Here is a 15,520-nt window from a genome sequence, read left to right as displayed (position 1 = left end):
GTACGAAGTCGATTCAATGATGTTAGGCTCACAAAACTTTTAGGAGGTCGAATTCATGTATGAAATCGCCGTGATCGGAGCCGGGCCAGCCGGTGCCAGTGCAGCCCTCTTCGCCGCCAAAGCGGGCAAAAAAACGCTGCTGATTGACAATGACAAAGGAATGACCCGCAGAGGGTGGTATGAGAATTTTTATGGAATCTCCGAAATCGGCGGTCCCGACCTCGTGGAAACCGGACACAAGCAAGCCGTCAAATTCGGGGCGGAATTAGTGGCTGATCAAGCTGTCGGTCTTACCGCCGGCAGTGAAGGTTTTGTCATTGAAAGCGAGAGCGGTGCCACTTATGAAGCGAAACATGTGATTCTGGCTACAGGCGTCCTGACCGATTTGGCTGCTAAAGCCGGTGTGGAAACCAAGGATGGCACGGAGCCAAGAATCAAGACCGTGGTAGCCGTCAACGCCGAAGGCAAAACAAATATCGAAGGCATCTGGGCCGCCGGAGCCGTTGCCGGAATAAGCGTGCATGCTATTATTACCGCAGGTGACGGCGCGAAGGTCGCCATTAATGTCATCAGTGAATTGAACGGTGCAAGATATGTCGATCACGATCTGCTGAAGGCATAATTATATTCATACGCGAGGGACAGCGGGCGGATACTTCGCTTCAAGAGTCCCTCTCTTAGCTGGATTGAGGCCAGCCGCGATTGCGGTTGGCCTTTTTCATCCGATAATTGCAGTTTGTACAGCTATTCCCCCACGTTTAGCGGCCTACGAAGAGGTAGTTGCACTCTGTACATTTATTTTCACGAAATTCCACTGAACCGCCACGGTTCACAATTTTTAATTGTACCCAATACACTTATACTCTAAAATCGGCCCTTAACGCACCAAATAGCTGTAGTAAATACAACTACGTTCACTCAAGCGTTCAAATAATAATCTTCATGCGGATCACCTACCCGTTCTCTATACTGCGACGTGATAGCGGGGGCAACGATCCACTTTTCTTTAGCAGAAAAGGGCACACGTGACAATTCTAAAATTGTAATATATACAGTTTCGATTGGGAGATCTGCACAAAAAAGCTGCTCCAAATTATGATGGCTGTACGCCAATCATTATCCGGAACAGCCTATTAAGTTTACACTGGGTCTGCCTGATGTTTGCCCCGGCTTCAGCATCAAAGGATGCGGCTGCTTCTGCCTGCTGCCGTACTCCCCAATACAGCCTGAGCTTCCTCTCTGCCCTCCAGGCTTCCGAGCAGCTTGCGTAAATACGGCAGGAGCTGCGGCCGCAACGCTTCCCGCTGCAGCCCTATTTCCAGCGTGGCCTGAATGTACCCGAACTTGTCGCCAATATCATAACGTTTGCCCTGCAGATCCAGGGCCAGCAGCCCTTCATTCCGGCACACTTCATGCAAAGCATCCGTCAGTTGATATTCACCGCCAGCTCCGCGCTCCAGTCTAGCCAGCACCGAAAAGATCGAAGGCTGCAAAATATACCGGCCCATAATCGCATATTCCGAAGGCGCGGCCTGCGGCACAGGCTTCTCCACCAGTCCGCTTACGGCATGTACACCGTCTATGGAACCTCCTGAAGCAATGATCCCGTATTTACTGACTTCCTGCCTTGGCACCCTTTGAACACCGACAATCGTCTTCTCCGCCTGCTCATGCAGCCTCATCATCTGCGAGAGTGCCGGAGGCTCGGACACCATAATGTCATCACCGAGCAGCACCGCGAACGGCTCATCTCCGATAAATTGCTCTGCACAATGAATGGCATGACCCAGCCCCAGCGGTTCTTTTTGCCGGATGTAATGAATGCCTGCCAGCTCGCTGATTCCCTGCACCTCGCGGAGCAGGTCCAGTTTTCCTTTCTCCAGCAAGGTCTGCTCCAGCTCCACCGATTTGTCAAAATGATCCTCAATCGATTTTTTGTTGCGGCCGGTTACGATAATAATACTCTCAATACCGGAGCGGACCGCTTCCTCTACGATGTATTGAATCGCCGGCTTATCCACAATGGGCAGCATTTCCTTCGGCTGGGCCTTGGTAGCCGGCAGGAAGCGCGTGCCCAGACCGGCGGCGGGAATCACAGCTTTTCTGATTTTCACGTTGGATCGCTCCCTTCGTTATTTGTTAAGCGGAGCCATTCTGCGCTCCCGCACATCCTGCTGCTTTTTGCCGCCATAGAATTCCTGGACGATATAGAGTGGACGGCCCTTGGACTCATCATAAATCCGGCCGACATATTCACCGAGAATGCCCAGCATAATAAGCACGAATCCGTTGAAGGTCAAGGTAATGCCGATCATCGACGCCCAGCCCTTAACAGCCTCGTCCGTAAAGAGCACCAGGTACAGCACATACATAAGGTAGAGAAACCCGGATGCGGACAGCAACGCTCCCAAGTAGCCCGCCAGCTTCAGCGGTTTGTAGGAAAAGGATGTGATGCCGTCCAGAGACAGCTTGAGCATCCGCTTGAGGGGATATTTGGTTTCTCCCGCGAGCCGTTCATCGCGTTCATATTCGATCGCCTTCTGGCGAAAGCCTACCCAGCTGACGAGGCCGCGTACAAAACGGTTTTTCTCCGGCAGACGTTTCAGCTCATCGCAGACCTTGCGGTCAATGAGCCGGAAATCTCCGGTATCCACCGGGATCGAGATGTCCGTAGAGTAGCGCAGCACTCTGTAAAAGGCGCTTGCCGTCCACTTTTTGAACAAGGACTCGCCGCGGCGTTTGATCCGCTTGGCGTATACAACCTCATAACCTTGCTTCCACTCTGTAATCATGTCCAGAATCAGCTCCGGCGGGTCCTGCAAATCGGCGTCGATAATGACCACCGCATCCCCCAGTGCATAATCCATACCCGCGGTTATCGCGATCTGATGCCCGAAATTCCGCGAAAGGTCGATCAGCTTCACACTTTCATCCCAGTAGCTGTATTCTTCAATCATTTGCGCACAGTTGTCAGTACTGCCGTCATTGACGAAGAGCAGTTCATACGGCTCACCTGTCGTTCCCATCACTTTTTTGATCCGGCGGTATGTCTCCTGAATCACTGCCTCTTCATTAAACATCGGTATAATTATGGAATAGCGCACGTTGTAGCCCATGAGCAGCTCCTCCTCAAATTGTAGTGATGAAGCGCGCCGGACAAGTAATGCGGCGCGCTTCACGTATATCCGGCAAACAGAATTAATCCAGGGTAATCTCGTACAAGGTTCCGCCATTGCTGCCTGTCACTGTACCTTGCCAATCAGCTGACGGCACCTCTTTACCGTTCTCGGTAATCCAGCTCGTGATTTCGGAATTGCCGCCGCGTCCGCCGCCCATACCGCCGCTGGTAACGAGGAAGTATTTCACTTTGCCGCTCTCTACCAGCGCCTTCAGGGTGTCGGTCGTATAAGGCACATCCGAACTGTTGAACCCGTTCAGGATCACAACCGATTCACCTTCATCGATAATGTAAGGGCCTGCCGTTCCGTAATCCATAGCGGCGAACAGATACTTCTCACCGGTATTATGCTCCTTCAGGTAGGCCAGCAGAGTCTCGTTCACACCAGAGGTACTGTTTCTGCCGCCTCCAGCTCCAACTCCACCTGGGCCCATGCCCCCGCCTCCACGGCTGTCGCTGCTGTCTGGTCCTGCTGCAGGGGTCATGCTGTTCAAGCCATAGGTGATCGGTGTAAATGCCCAGTAGAGCGGTCCGATCAACAGTACAAGCAGTCCGGCGATGGCTGCAGCTTGTGCAAATGGCTTTTTGTTATCTTTAACTATTCGAAGAATTAAGAGCAGAAGGGCGGCAATCATTCCTGCTGCCAGAACCCCTATCGCCCAACCCTTGCCGATGGTATCGTCATAAGGATGAATAATGTACCATTCAAAAACCGCTGTTGTGAGAACTGCCGGCGGCAGCAGCCAGGAAAGCCAGGTTGAACGTTCCTTGTAATAGCTCCAGAGCCGGGACCAGCCTGCTCCAGCCAGCACTGCAATCGGCGGTGCCATCATAATCAGGTAATATTGATGGAAGAATCCGGCGATGCTGAAGAATCCCATGACCGGCACCAGCCAAGCCAGCCAGAACAGTGCTTCCTTATGCTTCTGCGTAAAGTTTGTTCTGCGCAGGCTGGCAAAGATACCGATGCACCCGAACAATACGAATGGCAGCAGCCAGCTGGATTGACCGGACAGAGCGGATTGGAACAGCCGCAGGGGACCGGCTGTCCCCGTATTGAACATTCCGCCACCCCCGCCGTTCATGCCGCCGCGATTGCCTTGGCTCCTGTCGCCGCCGAACTGCCGTCCTCCATCATCCGTTCGACTTCCCGGTGCCTGCCCCGGCATTCCGCCATCCCCGGAGGATTGACCTCCGTTGGCAGAGCCGTCAGTTTGGCCCGGAGGTGTCCCCCGGCCGTCACTTCGTTCGCCATCAGCTCCATTCATCGCCGGCATCTCGCCATTTAACGCCGGCATCCCACCGTTCATCGCCGGCATCTCACCGCCACTGCCGAACATTCCGCCGCCATTGGCTGGCATTCCACCGCTGCCACCGCCGCCAGTACTGCGGTCACCGGTTAAACGGGATACCCCGTTATATCCAAAGGCCAGATTTAATACCGAGTTGGTGCCGCTGCTGCCCATATAGGGACGTTTACTCGCTGGAATGGAATCGACAATGACGGCCCAGGAGAGCGAAACCGCCAGCAGTACTGCGGTGCAGGCTGCCAACACCCCGGTTTTTTTCTTCCAGTTCACTTTGCCGGCCAGAATATAAAAGAGATAAAATGCCGGTAAAACCATATATGCCTGCAGCATCTTCTCATTGAAGGCAACTCCGATTAGCCCAAATGCAGCGAGAAGACTGCCGATTCTATTCGCCTTTGTTCCTTTGAACAGAAACCATGCTGCCAGCAGCAGCGTGAACACCAGCATGGCATCAATATTGTTCGTCCGGCTGACAGCAGCGGCTACCGGTGTGGAAGCCATGGCCAGTGCCGCTAACCGCGCCGCGGTTCTGCCGAAGGTTGGCTTGACCATCAGGTATACGAGAAGCACTGATCCTACCCCGCCAAGTGCCTGAGGCAGGATGACGCTCCAGCCATGCAGCCCGAAGATCAAGGCGCTGACCGTCTGAATCCAGAATGTAACCGGCGGCTTATCCACCGTTACTGAACCTGCAGAGTCAAGCGATGCGAAGAAGAAATTGTGAAAGCTCTGCATCATGCTGCCCACCGCAGTGGTATAGTACGTATTTACATATTGATCATTCCAGATTCCATAGCCGTACAGAAACGCTGCAAGCAGCAAGATGCACAACAGCACAACATCTGAACCCAGCTTCTTAAGCAGTCTCATCTCTCTCCACTCCCATTCCTCTATAACTCAATCATTCCGGCAGTGCTCTGCCCCCCGGCCCAATCTTTGATTAGCTGTATTATTGCATCCGTACCTTAACTCATAATGAAATGTGGCTGAATGTTTGCTGAAAGCTAGGAGAGCGGCATAGCCTTCCAAATAACGCAGGCTTCCGGGTGCTGGCGGTACTTGATATCGCGCCGAAGGATTCTTTTCTGCGAGTAATACAAGGAAGATTCAGAGGGGAAACCTATCAAGACATCAAAAAAAAGCCCCGGAATCCAGGGCTTCGTTTAAAGACTGCTATGTACATAAATGCAGCAGATTGCATAAACCGCAAAACCATAATTACGTGATTTGCATTCTAAACCGAACGTCCTAATGCAGCCAACTTGTTTACCGTGTTCCAATTGCGGGCGGTAATAGGCGTCCCGAGAAGCTTGTCCAGCTGAACCTTAAACAGCGGCGATTGGCTCACACTCACCTCATACAGCGTGTACATCTCCTTGCCTGTTACCCGCACCTTATCCGCTCCATCCTCGTAGGGACGCAGCTTCTCCAGTGCCTCTGCCGTAGGTTCATCAGCCAGAAAGGAGACATACAGCCGCTTGAACTCGTTAGCTTCCGTAAGCTGAAAAGGGTTGCCCGCAATCGCTGCTTCCAGCTCTTCCAGACTGCGGATAATTACGGATACATCAAAACCAAAGGTTTCCCGTATCTGCTCTCCGATCACTGCAGCAAGCTGATGACCTGAACCCTCTGTGCTTTCAAATACAACATTGCCGCTCTGGATATAGGTGCGGACATGCTCAAAGTGCAGTGCCTGGAACATGCTTTTCAAATCCTGCATTTTAATGATTTTGTTGCCGCCGACATTAATGCCGCGCAGCAGCGCAATATATGTAGTCATAACACACCTCTTCCCATCGGTAATTCAAATGGCCGAACTCTTGCTCAGACGTTTACGGATTTCCCGGACAAGCTGCTCCTTCTCCTGCACAGGAACACCCTCAACAAGGCGCGCCGCCGCTACGGGTAGAATCCAACTGTCTATTGCGGCATAGGATTGCCCCGACAATGCGAGGTATTCCCGGATATATCCTTTGGTAAGCCTTTGTCTCATGAAACCTATAACGAATTCCGTCAACTGTGAGGCTCCCGGAGGCATGGCGCCCATACTGAAGAGAAGCACCGAACGCGCCGCATCACCGGCAGGATTCCCCATGATACCGGTCATCCAGTCGATGATCCAGGCTTGTTCATTTATAAGCACATTGTCGGGGTGAAAGTCTCCATGGCACAGCTTATTCCCCTCCGGAAGTCCTTCCAGGTGGTCCAGCACCGCCGACTTCTCCTCCATGGTGAGCATGGGTGCTGCAATAATGCTTTTTCTCAGCTCCGCCTTTTGCTGGCCAAAGTCTTCTGTTCCCTCCAGCTGATGCAGGTTATTATGCAGTCTAGCCATCTGTTTGGCATATTTGCCAAGCTGCCAGGGCTGTCCGCTGATCATCCCCAGCAGGGAACGGCCCTGAATTTGCTGAAATACGATTCCTTTACGTCCGTCAATCCCGACAAGCTCCAGCGGCTCAGGAGTGCAGAGACCCTGTTCAAATACATATTTACTGACCAGATATTCCCGTTCTACATACGGCTCCGGGATGTCCCCGTTGTAGAGTTTAATGATTCTTCCTTCGCCATGCTCCCACACCTCTGCCGTTCGCCCTTTTCCAACCTGCTTCCCCTGCATCTTATGTTACGCCTCCCGTTTATTCCAAATGGATACGTTCAAATCCTATATCATTTGATCCACTCCTTGAGATAGATTAGATGGCTATTCAATGCTACAATGCATCGCGGAAAAATTCATGATAGAAATTAATAATCACCAGAAGCACCGCCAGCGACTCATTGACACTGCCTACCTCCAGCGCATGATTGGCATCGTCGATCCTGTATACCCTGATATTCTGCAGTCCGGTGATCTCGGCGGAATGCTGTTCATTGAACAGCGGATCGCTGCCGCCGTAGATCATGCTGCCCCGGCTCTGCTTTATCCAGGGGATGGAGTCTACAAGCGGTGTCAAATAAAGATGGGAGGTTTTCTGCTGAACACCCATTTCAGCCGCCACTCTTCCGGCTATGATCGTACCCATGCTTTTACTGATGAACAGCAGCTGTTCATATTCGGGAAGTGCAGGAAGCGCAGCAATCGCCGCCTTGCATTCCTCTATAACGATATCCATGTCTTCGCGCTTAAAGTCCGCCCGTGCACTCTGATAGCCGTACTCCAGCAGCAGCAGATCACAGCCATGTTCCCGGGCCACCTTGGCCGCATAATCGAGCAGCGAGCGCTCCACGGAATAATCCTTCCCCGGAAAGACGACAGCCAGTGCCTTCGCTTCGCCTTGGGCCACATATTTATGTCTGACTTCCCTGCCCCAATGTGAGGACATAACGATACGTGATACACTCATAATGCCTTCTCCTTCCCGTTATCCGTCATCAGCCGTACTAAACGGATTTGAAATATTTAAAGAAATCAATCGTTTCCTGCAGATCAGCCTCGTCCTGATAAATGTCCATCATCCTGCCGAGTTCAAGCGCAAAATCAACATACCCGTTAGGCTTAGCCGTAAGAATATTTCCGTCCCTGATTACATTGACCTCGTCTGATGCTCCCGCGTCCGGCAATCCTTTGGAACTCTCCGCAGCTTCCCTGCCCTCCTGGTTGTCCACATACGATCTGCCTTCCAGAACCCCGGCAGCTTTCAGCACCGTAACCCCGCCGCAAATGCCCGCGACCGGTTTACCTGAAGCGTTCATGCTGCGGATCAAGGCAAGCAGACTCTCATTCGCAGCAAGCTCTTCCACTTCACCCCCAGGGATAACCAGCAGATCTATAGCGTTCACATCAATATTCCCGAGTACCGCTGACGGGTTAATCGAGAAGCCCTCACAGGAAATAACGGGCATACTGTTCAGCCCCAAGGTGTGAACCTCGCTCTGTGTCTTCATAAAATAAGCAGCCAAAACTACCTCAAACTGAACAAAGCTGTTATATACAAATACATATGTATTCATCGTTAAGCCAACAGCCCCTTCCACCTTTATGGTCGCAAACATCCTATTCTCTATGACTATCATTATAGCTATCTTCCCTGCAGCTGGGAAATCGCAAAAAAATCCCGGTCCGGGAGGCGGTGGTGTTCAAGCTTCTCAGTTCCGGCACTACGGTCAGGCCCACATAAAGCGCAGGAATACTGATCGACATGAAGGCCCCCACCACTCTGAGCAAACGGTTGAAAGTAGCGAACATGGAAATTCTCCACAAAAACATAGGGCAGCGTCAGAACAAACGGACTTCCTTCAATCAGCAGGGCAATTCTGCCCTCCATGATCTTGCCCACCACCGAATCCGGCCGTTCCGTGCTGCCGATCATCTCAAAAGGCGAATAAGGTTCATCACGGATCAGCTCAGCCAGATAGCCGGTATCCAGCAAATGGTCAAGCTTTACCCTAACAAGCCTTCCATGCAGCTCCTTGAGAATATCCGGTGAAGCAAGGCTTTCCATATAGCAGATGCAGGCCTGGGTTTTTGACCGGGTACCTCACAGTATTCACTCCCGTCACTATTCTTTTGATCTGATTATCCCCCGACACTTTAACTCCTATTCCCCAACATTTTGCTGTAGAGGAAATTATGAGCTTGCCTCTCACAAGTGGAAACGGCTTCGCCGTCCTCAAAAGGACGGTATCCGTTTCAGCGAGAAATAGAAGGATAATTTATAGCGTGAAGCATATAAATTCTTATATTTGCAAGAAAAGAAGCCGCGCCTGCGGCTCCTTCTGAAAGAGTGTGTTATGTACTTAATTGATAAATGTGTTGTGTACTCTACGCGACCGTATAAAGTAAGGAATCCATATGATGAGCGGAACCAGGCTTCTGGCAATACTTTGCACGTCCGGATCCTCTCCGAACTCGGCAAGCAGCGGAATATTGGTGAGCAGCACGTAATCAACGATATGAAACAGCGTATTGGCGGCATAAAAAAGGATTATCCAACGCGGAAAAGAAGCTTTCTTGCGGTACATCAACACGACCAGAAAAGCTGCAAACAAAAGAAAGACAACGTTGCCTGCCAATTCGAAAATCAGTGTCGGCTTCCATAGCTGATCATAAACGTTAGAATCCGGTGAAGTAAGTGTATCCCAAACCTCTCCGCCCAGCGTTGTGAAGAAAAAATGGATGACGGATAAAGTCAAAGTAAAAATAGTAAGAAAAAGTCCAAGCTGTACAAGCACCAGCCAGCCGCCAATCCCTTTCGGCTCATTAGACATCAGCTTCATCCCGCGTTTATCGGGTATCAATGTTCCCAAACCACGTGCCCCCTCTGTTATAATTCATTGTATTGATACTAAAGATACTACTGCCTACGTTAAGCTTAAGGAGCCCTTATGACACCATTTACAGAGAAGGTTATTTGCATTATTCAATCCATCCCCGAGGGGAAGGTTATGACCTATGGCGGGATCGCCCGTGTTGCAGGAAGCCCCCGGGCGGCCCGGCAGGTCGTGCGCATTCTCCATTCCATGAGCCGCAAATACAAGCTGCCTTGGCATAGAGTTGTTAATTCCCAGGGCAAAATTGCTCTTGCCGAAGACGAGGCAGTCTCTACACAAAGATTGTATCTGCTGGGAGAAGGCGTTCTTTTTGATGATCATGGCGTGATCGACCTGGAGTTGTTTCAGTTCCATCCGGAGCAGGAAGATTATCTTTCTCCGCCTTTGGAATAAGCCTGCACATTCCCTGTGCCCAGTCCATTCAGCAGGAAATACAGCGTAGCATAGATGACCAGCAGAACAGCTGCGACGAACAGGCTGAAGAAGAGCGATTGCCGGTTCAGGCTGTCAACCACCAGCTGGTAGAGCTGATGCCGGTCGGTCAGAACATCCCAGCTGTTGAGCCGGTATACCCGGCCGAGCAATACGCCATATCCGCCCAGCGCACAGGCTGCGAGGACAAAAATCCAGGAGAGCAGCAGATTGCTTCTGCGGAAGATGACGCTTTGAAATTGGTACAGGGAGAAAAAACCGGTCAGCCAGCCACTCCAGGTGAACAGCAGCAAGGTGATTAAATCGTACCAATACCGGCTCTGAACAACTCCTTCTACGAAATATATGTTTTTTCTGATCGTCAAATGCAGCAGGTCGGTCATCAGGTAGGGCGCATTCGGAAAAAACAGCAGCCATGCTATGCCAAGCGGCAACAGCAGCAGCCCGGAAACCTTACGCTTATCCAGGCCGTAAGCGGCCATGGAGAATAAAAAGGGAATCCAGGCCAGAAAGAAGTTCCAGAGCAAAAAAGCAAAAAACGTATCGGTCCGCAGCGAAACCACACGGTAGACAGCCAGCGTCGCCAGTGACAGTCCTGCCAAAAGCATGAATACTTTAGGATAATTCAATTCCTTCATTAGGGTGCGGTCTCCTTATCAATCGTAGTGAGATCTGTTCCAGTATAGAACAGATTCATTACGTTAATTGTACAAATCTGGCAGTCATTAGTCCATTATAATATAACAGCCCGGGCAAAATGCACCCGGGCTGTTATATTATAATGAAATTTAGCAACACAGGGATGGGCCCCATGCTGTTCCTGCTGGTTCGGCAGTACGTGCTTAAACTTCGCTGCCCAGTTTACCCGCCACTGCCGGTTTGCGGGCTCTAAAGGCGCTGCGGCCCGGCGATTCTTCAAGACCGCACAACGCGCCGCATTCCCGGAATGCCCCATGCCTGCAGCCGGCGCAGCGGACCGGATTGATCAGTTCCAGCGCTTCATTGATCGCTTCTCCAGTATGGTCAAAAAACTGCGCAGCCCCAATTCTATCGTACAGTCCCGTCTTCTTCAGCAGATCAAGCGGCTGCGGCTGAATGCCGGAGATCATCAGCCTTCCTCCGTCTGCCTGCAGCTGCTTCACCAGCCCAGACAGATTGGCCTCCCCGGTGGTATCCATAAACGGCACCTTGCCCATACGCAGCAATATAATTTTTGCAAGGTCCGGTCCAAGCTCCGGCATCGTTGACTCGAATCTGTAGGCTGCTCCAAAGAACAGCGGGCCTTCCACATTATAAATTCCAATTTGCGGGCAGTCATGGCTCTCCGTCACCATATGCGCCTCTACCTTGACCGACGAGGGGTCGGGCAGCACCTTAGATACGAGATGCCCTTCACCCATCCGTTTCACAAACAGGATTACGGCAAGCACCAGCCCGGCCTCTACCGCAATCGTTAAATCCGCAAATATCGTTAAGAGGAAGGTAAGGAACAACACCATGGAATCCCCGGTTTTGAGCTTCAGCAGGTGCAGAAATTCCTTGCGTTCGCTCATATTCCAGGCGACCACCATCAGGATCGGCGCCATGGCCGCAAGCGGAATGCTGGAAGCATAAGGCGCAAACAGCAGAAGAATGAGGAACACTACGACACCGTGAATCACTCCCGACAGCGGGGATGCGGCCCCGCTGCGAATGTTGGTGGCGGTTCTGGCAATAGCACCTGTGGCCGGGATGCCGCCAAACATAGGTGCGGCTATATTCGCGATACCCTGGCCGATCAGCTCACGATTGCTGTTATGGCGGCTGCCGGTCATCCCGTCGGCTACCACTGCCGACAGCAGCGACTCAATCGCCCCCAGAATGGCGATGATAAACGCCGGACGAAGCAGCTGCCTGATCCGCTCCCAGGTGATCACCGGAAAGTGAAAACTCGGCAGCGTGTTTGGAATATCGCCGTATGCAGAGCCGATCGTAGTCACCTTGCCGCTGAAGAACAGCACTGCAACAAGCGTTGCAAACAGCAACCCGATCAACGATCCCGGCACCTTGGGTGCAAAACGCATGCCCAGCACGACAACCGCCAGACAAATGACTGCTGTCAGAACACTGTACAGATTGACCGTTGAGATATGCTGGCCGATCTCTTGCATGTTATCCACGAAGCTCTCATGCCGCTCCATATCCTTCAGGCCGAGGAAATTGGCGATCTGGCCGCTGAAGATAATGACGGCAATCCCTGCCGTAAAGCCGATGGTTACCGGCTTCGGGATAAACTTGATCAGAACTCCCAGCCTAAGCAGTCCCATAACGACGAGGATGACTCCGGCCATCATTCCTGCAATCAGCAGGTTCTCGTACCCGTACTCCATGGCAATCGCGAACAAAATGGGGATAAAGGCTCCTGTAGGTCCGCCAATCTGAAATTTCGAACCTCCGAATAAGGAGATCAGAATACCTGCGACAATGGTTGTATAAATCCCGTACTCCGGCTTCACGCCCGAGGCAATAGCAAAAGCCATCCCAAGCGGGATGGCAATAACGCCGACAATCGTCCCTGAAATGATATCCTTGCGCAGAGAAGCAATGCTGTAGCCTTTAAAGCGGCCCCACCCTGTCATCATCTAACCTTCTTTTCTTTGAATATCTGATTATTTGAATATAAGAGCAACATTACTCCTGCCTGCCGCTCTTGTCAACGGGAAATCCGCCCCCGGATGGTCCGGGGTTATTCGCTGCGGATACCCTCCAGGAGTGAAATGGCATTCACGAGATGGTTATCGAATATCTGTCTGGCTACCGCCAGCAGGTCTTTAATCAGGGGGTCGCGCAGAGAATAAATGACGGTGGTTCCTTCTTTTACACTGGCTACTACATTCTTGGCGCGGAGTACAGCAAGCTGCTGGGATACGGCGGAGCCTTCCGAGCCGAGAATCGCCTGCAGTTCGTTCACATTCTTCTCGCCTTCGCTCAGCAGCTCCAGGATGCGGATCCGCATCGGATGAGCCAGCGCCTTGAAAAATTCCGTCTTAAATTGCTGAATATCGCTGTTCATTGGACTTCTGCTCCTCATAGCTTTACTTCAAATCTATTGTTATCTTAGCTCATTTCTTGTGCAGTGGCTATGCCGGCAGTAAATTGCATGCCGTATACGGCTGCAGCACCCCGCCCCGCTTACAAGAATACGGGATACATCTCCAGCTCTCCGGTCCGGATCTCCACATAGCCGCCCAGCGCCATCGGCTCGCCCAGGCATTCGAACATGATCAGGTCGCCGGCAATCCGCAGATAACCAGTTCCGTCTGCCTCAATATTCTCCAGCACCCCGGTTAAGATTATCTTATCCCCATCCATTTGAATGCCGTAATCGACCCCGCTTACAGGCACAATATCTACCCAGCGCATAAATAGCGGGGGGAGCTCAAATTCGGCCTCTAGCTCCTCACCCGCTTCTACAGGATTACCATTCCATATCCCCTTGCCCTCGCCATACTCCGCAGCAAAATACACTTCGTTCTTACGGGGGCCTTTCCGCAATATTGTAATATTCATCTCTTCCGCTCCATCATCATAGTGTTACCGTTGATTATACAGGATAGTGATCGCATTAACGATCAGGTGTAGTTCTGGGTTGCCTTATTTAGATAAGTGCTGGGATGCATCCACGGATGCTTGAAGAACTCTTTCTTGTCGCTGATCTTTTTCGAAACACCAAGGTCATAATCAATCATGGATTTGACCTTCTTCGCAAATCTTTCCCCCTTGACCAGCAGTCCCAGCTCAAAGTCATGGCAGGCGCTTCTTTCATTGATATTATAGGAGCCGTGAAAAACAGCCCGCGACCTGTGGTCGTAGGTGATTTTCCAGTGGGAGAAACGCCCCGTATAGCTGTAGTCATAAAAAGAAACGCCGTTAAGAAAAGGCTCATACATATTGCTGCGCACAGCCGCCCGGTTCGTCGGGTGGTCATTGACTTCCAGCGGATTGCATATAGCCAGATGGCAGGAACAGTCCGGGCCAAGCTCACCCAGCCGGTCCCAGAAGGCCTGATCAATCAGATAGGGGTTCACGATCACCGTCTCCTCGGCTGCATAAGTAATTAAATCCAAATAATATTGCTGGATCAGATTAACGGGGTTGCCCGGAAAACTCACGAAGAGCGTACACTCCTCCTCACCGAATGCATAATTTGTATCAGGATGGTAGAAGTCATCTTCCAGATCAAAATGATCGCCCCCAAGCAACAGCCATCTTGATTGAAAAATAGCATTCAGCGGTAACGCCGCCGCGCCCTGAATCCGGAAGCAGCCATCATGCCACTCCTCCTCCCCGCTTGGAATACCCATCGGCCGGCCGTCTACTTCTACCGGTGAAGAGTCTATCGGCGTCTGATACGTATATTGATCCCCGAAGTTCAGACTGCCGACAATCGAAGTAATCCCGTCAATGACCATGAATTTCCGGTGGTCAATGACATTGAGTCCTGTGATCTCCACGTCCTCCTGTACCTTATCCTGCAGGAAGAGAATACTTTCGGATACCCCTCTGGACTTCAGCTCCGCCCGTTTCTCACTCCATTCTGCCACAGAATAATAGGAGTTGAACGTATCGAGCAGCCTGGCCCCTGCATTCTCCAGCATCGTGGAGATCTTGGAGAACTTACCCACCTCGAGATTCTTCCCATAGCCAAGTGCGGTTACCGTATAATTCACCATGATGCGGACTTCGACACCCCGTTTCAGTGCCTGCAGCAGCGCTGCCGCAATCAGATTTCCCGAATGGTCGTTAAAGAACAGCATTATGGACAGGTGAATATAACGGCGCGCCTTCCCGATTTCCTCAAGGATCATTTCCAGGCACTGCGGTCCGTTCACATAAGGGTCTACCCGGTTATGACGTGTCGTCTTCGGAGCCAATATTCGAAGCTTGTCGGAGTCCAGTCCGCTGACTTCAAGCGCAAGCCGTTCAAGCAGCTCCCCGCTAAAACCCGGCATGCCGGACAGCTGGCTAATCTCTGTAATCACCCCGCCGAGAGCCTGCCGGTGCGCACGCGCCTCCCGGCCATTCAATACATCGGCAAGCAGCTCCTGGGCCTTGTCCATTTCCTTTGCAGCCTTCAGGGAGCCACCCGATAAATAATAATTCACAACATTTATGATATCCTGCTCTACCCTGTTATCCCATTCCGCTTGCGGAAGTTTGTTGTTCATATGTAAATCCTCCATTCCACTGCCCTTCCTCTCAGGTGCACATAGGTCTCTGATCGGGCTAAGGTTAGATACCCCTCAGGATTTACTTATAAACAGCCGCTACCCGCACACGCAAATGTCTC

At 51.6% G+C, this 15,520-nt stretch carries 15 protein-coding genes and 1 pseudogene; 2 read left to right on the top strand and 14 right to left on the bottom strand.

Annotated features, from left to right (window positions below; translation table 11 throughout):
- The first annotated feature begins 55 nt into the window (after positions 1 to 55).
- Positions 56 to 622 carry an FAD-dependent oxidoreductase gene (locus NSS79_RS03035; RefSeq protein ID WP_342438234.1) on the top strand — a complete coding sequence of 189 codons (567 nt, stop codon included), beginning with the start codon at positions 56 to 58 and terminating at the stop codon, positions 620 to 622.
- Positions 623 to 1,178: 556 nt separating this feature from the next.
- Here the strand turns inward: NSS79_RS03035 and galU are convergent.
- From galU to NSS79_RS02990, 9 genes and pseudogenes are all read right to left on the bottom strand, one after another.
- On the bottom strand, positions 1,179 to 2,114 hold the full coding sequence (gene galU, locus NSS79_RS03030; RefSeq protein WP_342438233.1) for a UTP--glucose-1-phosphate uridylyltransferase GalU: 936 nt from the start codon (positions 2,112 to 2,114) through the stop codon (positions 1,179 to 1,181).
- An 18-nt stretch (positions 2,115 to 2,132) separates the two neighbouring features.
- Positions 2,133 to 3,116 carry a glycosyltransferase family 2 protein gene (locus NSS79_RS03025; protein WP_038585510.1) on the bottom strand — a complete coding sequence of 328 codons (984 nt, stop codon included), beginning with the start codon at positions 3,114 to 3,116 and terminating at the stop codon, positions 2,133 to 2,135.
- 82 nt (positions 3,117 to 3,198) lie between these two features.
- Positions 3,199 to 5,358, bottom strand: coding sequence for a glycosyltransferase family 39 protein (locus NSS79_RS03020; RefSeq protein ID WP_342438232.1), 2,160 nt, complete (start codon positions 5,356 to 5,358; stop codon positions 3,199 to 3,201).
- A gap of 364 nt (positions 5,359 to 5,722) precedes the next feature.
- Positions 5,723 to 6,268, bottom strand: a complete 546-nt coding sequence (locus NSS79_RS03015; protein WP_342438231.1) for a DUF1697 domain-containing protein — start codon at positions 6,266 to 6,268, stop codon at positions 5,723 to 5,725.
- A 24-nt stretch (positions 6,269 to 6,292) separates the two neighbouring features.
- Entirely contained in the window at positions 6,293 to 7,105 is an 813-nt protein-coding gene (locus NSS79_RS03010) for an aminoglycoside phosphotransferase family protein (protein ID WP_342438230.1), read from the bottom strand.
- A gap of 94 nt (positions 7,106 to 7,199) precedes the next feature.
- Positions 7,200 to 7,832, bottom strand: a complete 633-nt coding sequence (locus NSS79_RS03005) for a hypothetical protein (RefSeq protein ID WP_342438229.1) — start codon at positions 7,830 to 7,832, stop codon at positions 7,200 to 7,202.
- A 37-nt stretch (positions 7,833 to 7,869) separates the two neighbouring features.
- Entirely contained in the window at positions 7,870 to 8,502 is a 633-nt protein-coding gene (locus NSS79_RS03000; RefSeq protein WP_342438228.1) for a DJ-1/PfpI family protein, read from the bottom strand.
- A 5-nt stretch (positions 8,503 to 8,507) separates the two neighbouring features.
- A pseudogene (locus NSS79_RS02995) lies at positions 8,508 to 8,954 on the bottom strand (spore germination protein); the annotation flags it as partial.
- A 271-nt stretch (positions 8,955 to 9,225) separates the two neighbouring features.
- Entirely contained in the window at positions 9,226 to 9,735 is a 510-nt protein-coding gene (locus NSS79_RS02990) for a DUF2569 domain-containing protein (RefSeq protein WP_038585486.1), read from the bottom strand.
- Positions 9,736 to 9,813: 78 nt separating this feature from the next.
- Between NSS79_RS02990 and NSS79_RS02985 the strand changes: the two genes are divergently transcribed.
- Positions 9,814 to 10,152: an MGMT family protein gene (locus NSS79_RS02985; RefSeq protein WP_342438227.1), complete on the top strand. Its 339-nt coding sequence runs from the start codon at positions 9,814 to 9,816 to the stop codon at positions 10,150 to 10,152.
- Here the strand turns inward: NSS79_RS02985 and NSS79_RS02980 are convergent.
- The 5 genes from NSS79_RS02980 to NSS79_RS02960 form a co-directional block, all read right to left on the bottom strand.
- Positions 10,128 to 10,829, bottom strand: coding sequence for a DUF1361 domain-containing protein (locus NSS79_RS02980; protein WP_342438226.1), 702 nt, complete (start codon positions 10,827 to 10,829; stop codon positions 10,128 to 10,130). The genes NSS79_RS02985 and NSS79_RS02980 overlap by 25 nt on opposite strands.
- 204 nt (positions 10,830 to 11,033) lie before the next feature.
- Positions 11,034 to 12,809, bottom strand: a complete 1,776-nt coding sequence (gene sulP / locus NSS79_RS02975; RefSeq protein ID WP_342440292.1) for a sulfate permease — start codon at positions 12,807 to 12,809, stop codon at positions 11,034 to 11,036.
- Between the two features lie 107 nt (positions 12,810 to 12,916).
- Complete coding sequence (locus tag NSS79_RS02970; protein WP_038585474.1) at positions 12,917 to 13,243, bottom strand: metalloregulator ArsR/SmtB family transcription factor; 327 nt, start codon at positions 13,241 to 13,243, stop codon at positions 12,917 to 12,919.
- 119 nt (positions 13,244 to 13,362) lie between these two features.
- Positions 13,363 to 13,740 carry a hypothetical protein gene (locus NSS79_RS02965; protein ID WP_342438225.1) on the bottom strand — a complete coding sequence of 126 codons (378 nt, stop codon included), beginning with the start codon at positions 13,738 to 13,740 and terminating at the stop codon, positions 13,363 to 13,365.
- A gap of 62 nt (positions 13,741 to 13,802) precedes the next feature.
- Positions 13,803 to 15,398: a phosphatidylserine/phosphatidylglycerophosphate/cardiolipin synthase family protein gene (locus NSS79_RS02960; RefSeq protein WP_342438224.1), complete on the bottom strand. Its 1,596-nt coding sequence runs from the start codon at positions 15,396 to 15,398 to the stop codon at positions 13,803 to 13,805.
- Positions 15,399 to 15,520: the final 122 nt, after the last annotated feature.

Source organism: Paenibacillus sp. FSL L8-0436 (genome assembly GCF_038593025.1).
In the GTDB taxonomy this organism is placed as follows: domain Bacteria; phylum Bacillota; class Bacilli; order Paenibacillales; family Paenibacillaceae; genus Paenibacillus_AQ.
Note: the sequence above shows the minus strand (reverse complement) of the source record. Positions and strands in the feature narration are given on the sequence as shown.

Excerpts from the sequence above, each read along its gene's own strand:
- NSS79_RS03035 (WP_342438234.1), top strand. The coding sequence starts at position 56 with ATGTATGAAATCGCCGTGATCGGAGCCGGGCCAGCCGGTGCCAGTGCA.
- NSS79_RS03025 (WP_038585510.1), bottom strand. The coding sequence starts at position 3,116 with ATGGGCTACAACGTGCGCTATTCCATAATTATACCGATGTTTAATGAA.
- NSS79_RS03020 (WP_342438232.1), bottom strand. The coding sequence starts at position 5,358 with ATGAGACTGCTTAAGAAGCTGGGTTCAGATGTTGTGCTGTTGTGCATC.
- NSS79_RS03015 (WP_342438231.1), bottom strand. The coding sequence starts at position 6,268 with ATGACTACATATATTGCGCTGCTGCGCGGCATTAATGTCGGCGGCAAC.
- NSS79_RS03010 (WP_342438230.1), bottom strand. The coding sequence starts at position 7,105 with ATGCAGGGGAAGCAGGTTGGAAAAGGGCGAACGGCAGAGGTGTGGGAG.
- NSS79_RS03005 (WP_342438229.1), bottom strand. The coding sequence starts at position 7,832 with ATGAGTGTATCACGTATCGTTATGTCCTCACATTGGGGCAGGGAAGTC.
- NSS79_RS03000 (WP_342438228.1), bottom strand. The coding sequence starts at position 8,502 with ATGATAGTCATAGAGAATAGGATGTTTGCGACCATAAAGGTGGAAGGG.
- NSS79_RS02985 (WP_342438227.1), top strand. The coding sequence starts at position 9,814 with ATGACACCATTTACAGAGAAGGTTATTTGCATTATTCAATCCATCCCC.
- NSS79_RS02980 (WP_342438226.1), bottom strand. The coding sequence starts at position 10,829 with ATGAAGGAATTGAATTATCCTAAAGTATTCATGCTTTTGGCAGGACTG.
- sulP (WP_342440292.1), bottom strand. The coding sequence starts at position 12,809 with ATGACAGGGTGGGGCCGCTTTAAAGGCTACAGCATTGCTTCTCTGCGC.
- NSS79_RS02970 (WP_038585474.1), bottom strand. The coding sequence starts at position 13,243 with ATGAACAGCGATATTCAGCAATTTAAGACGGAATTTTTCAAGGCGCTG.
- NSS79_RS02965 (WP_342438225.1), bottom strand. The coding sequence starts at position 13,740 with ATGAATATTACAATATTGCGGAAAGGCCCCCGTAAGAACGAAGTGTAT.
- NSS79_RS02960 (WP_342438224.1), bottom strand. The coding sequence starts at position 15,398 with ATGAACAACAAACTTCCGCAAGCGGAATGGGATAACAGGGTAGAGCAG.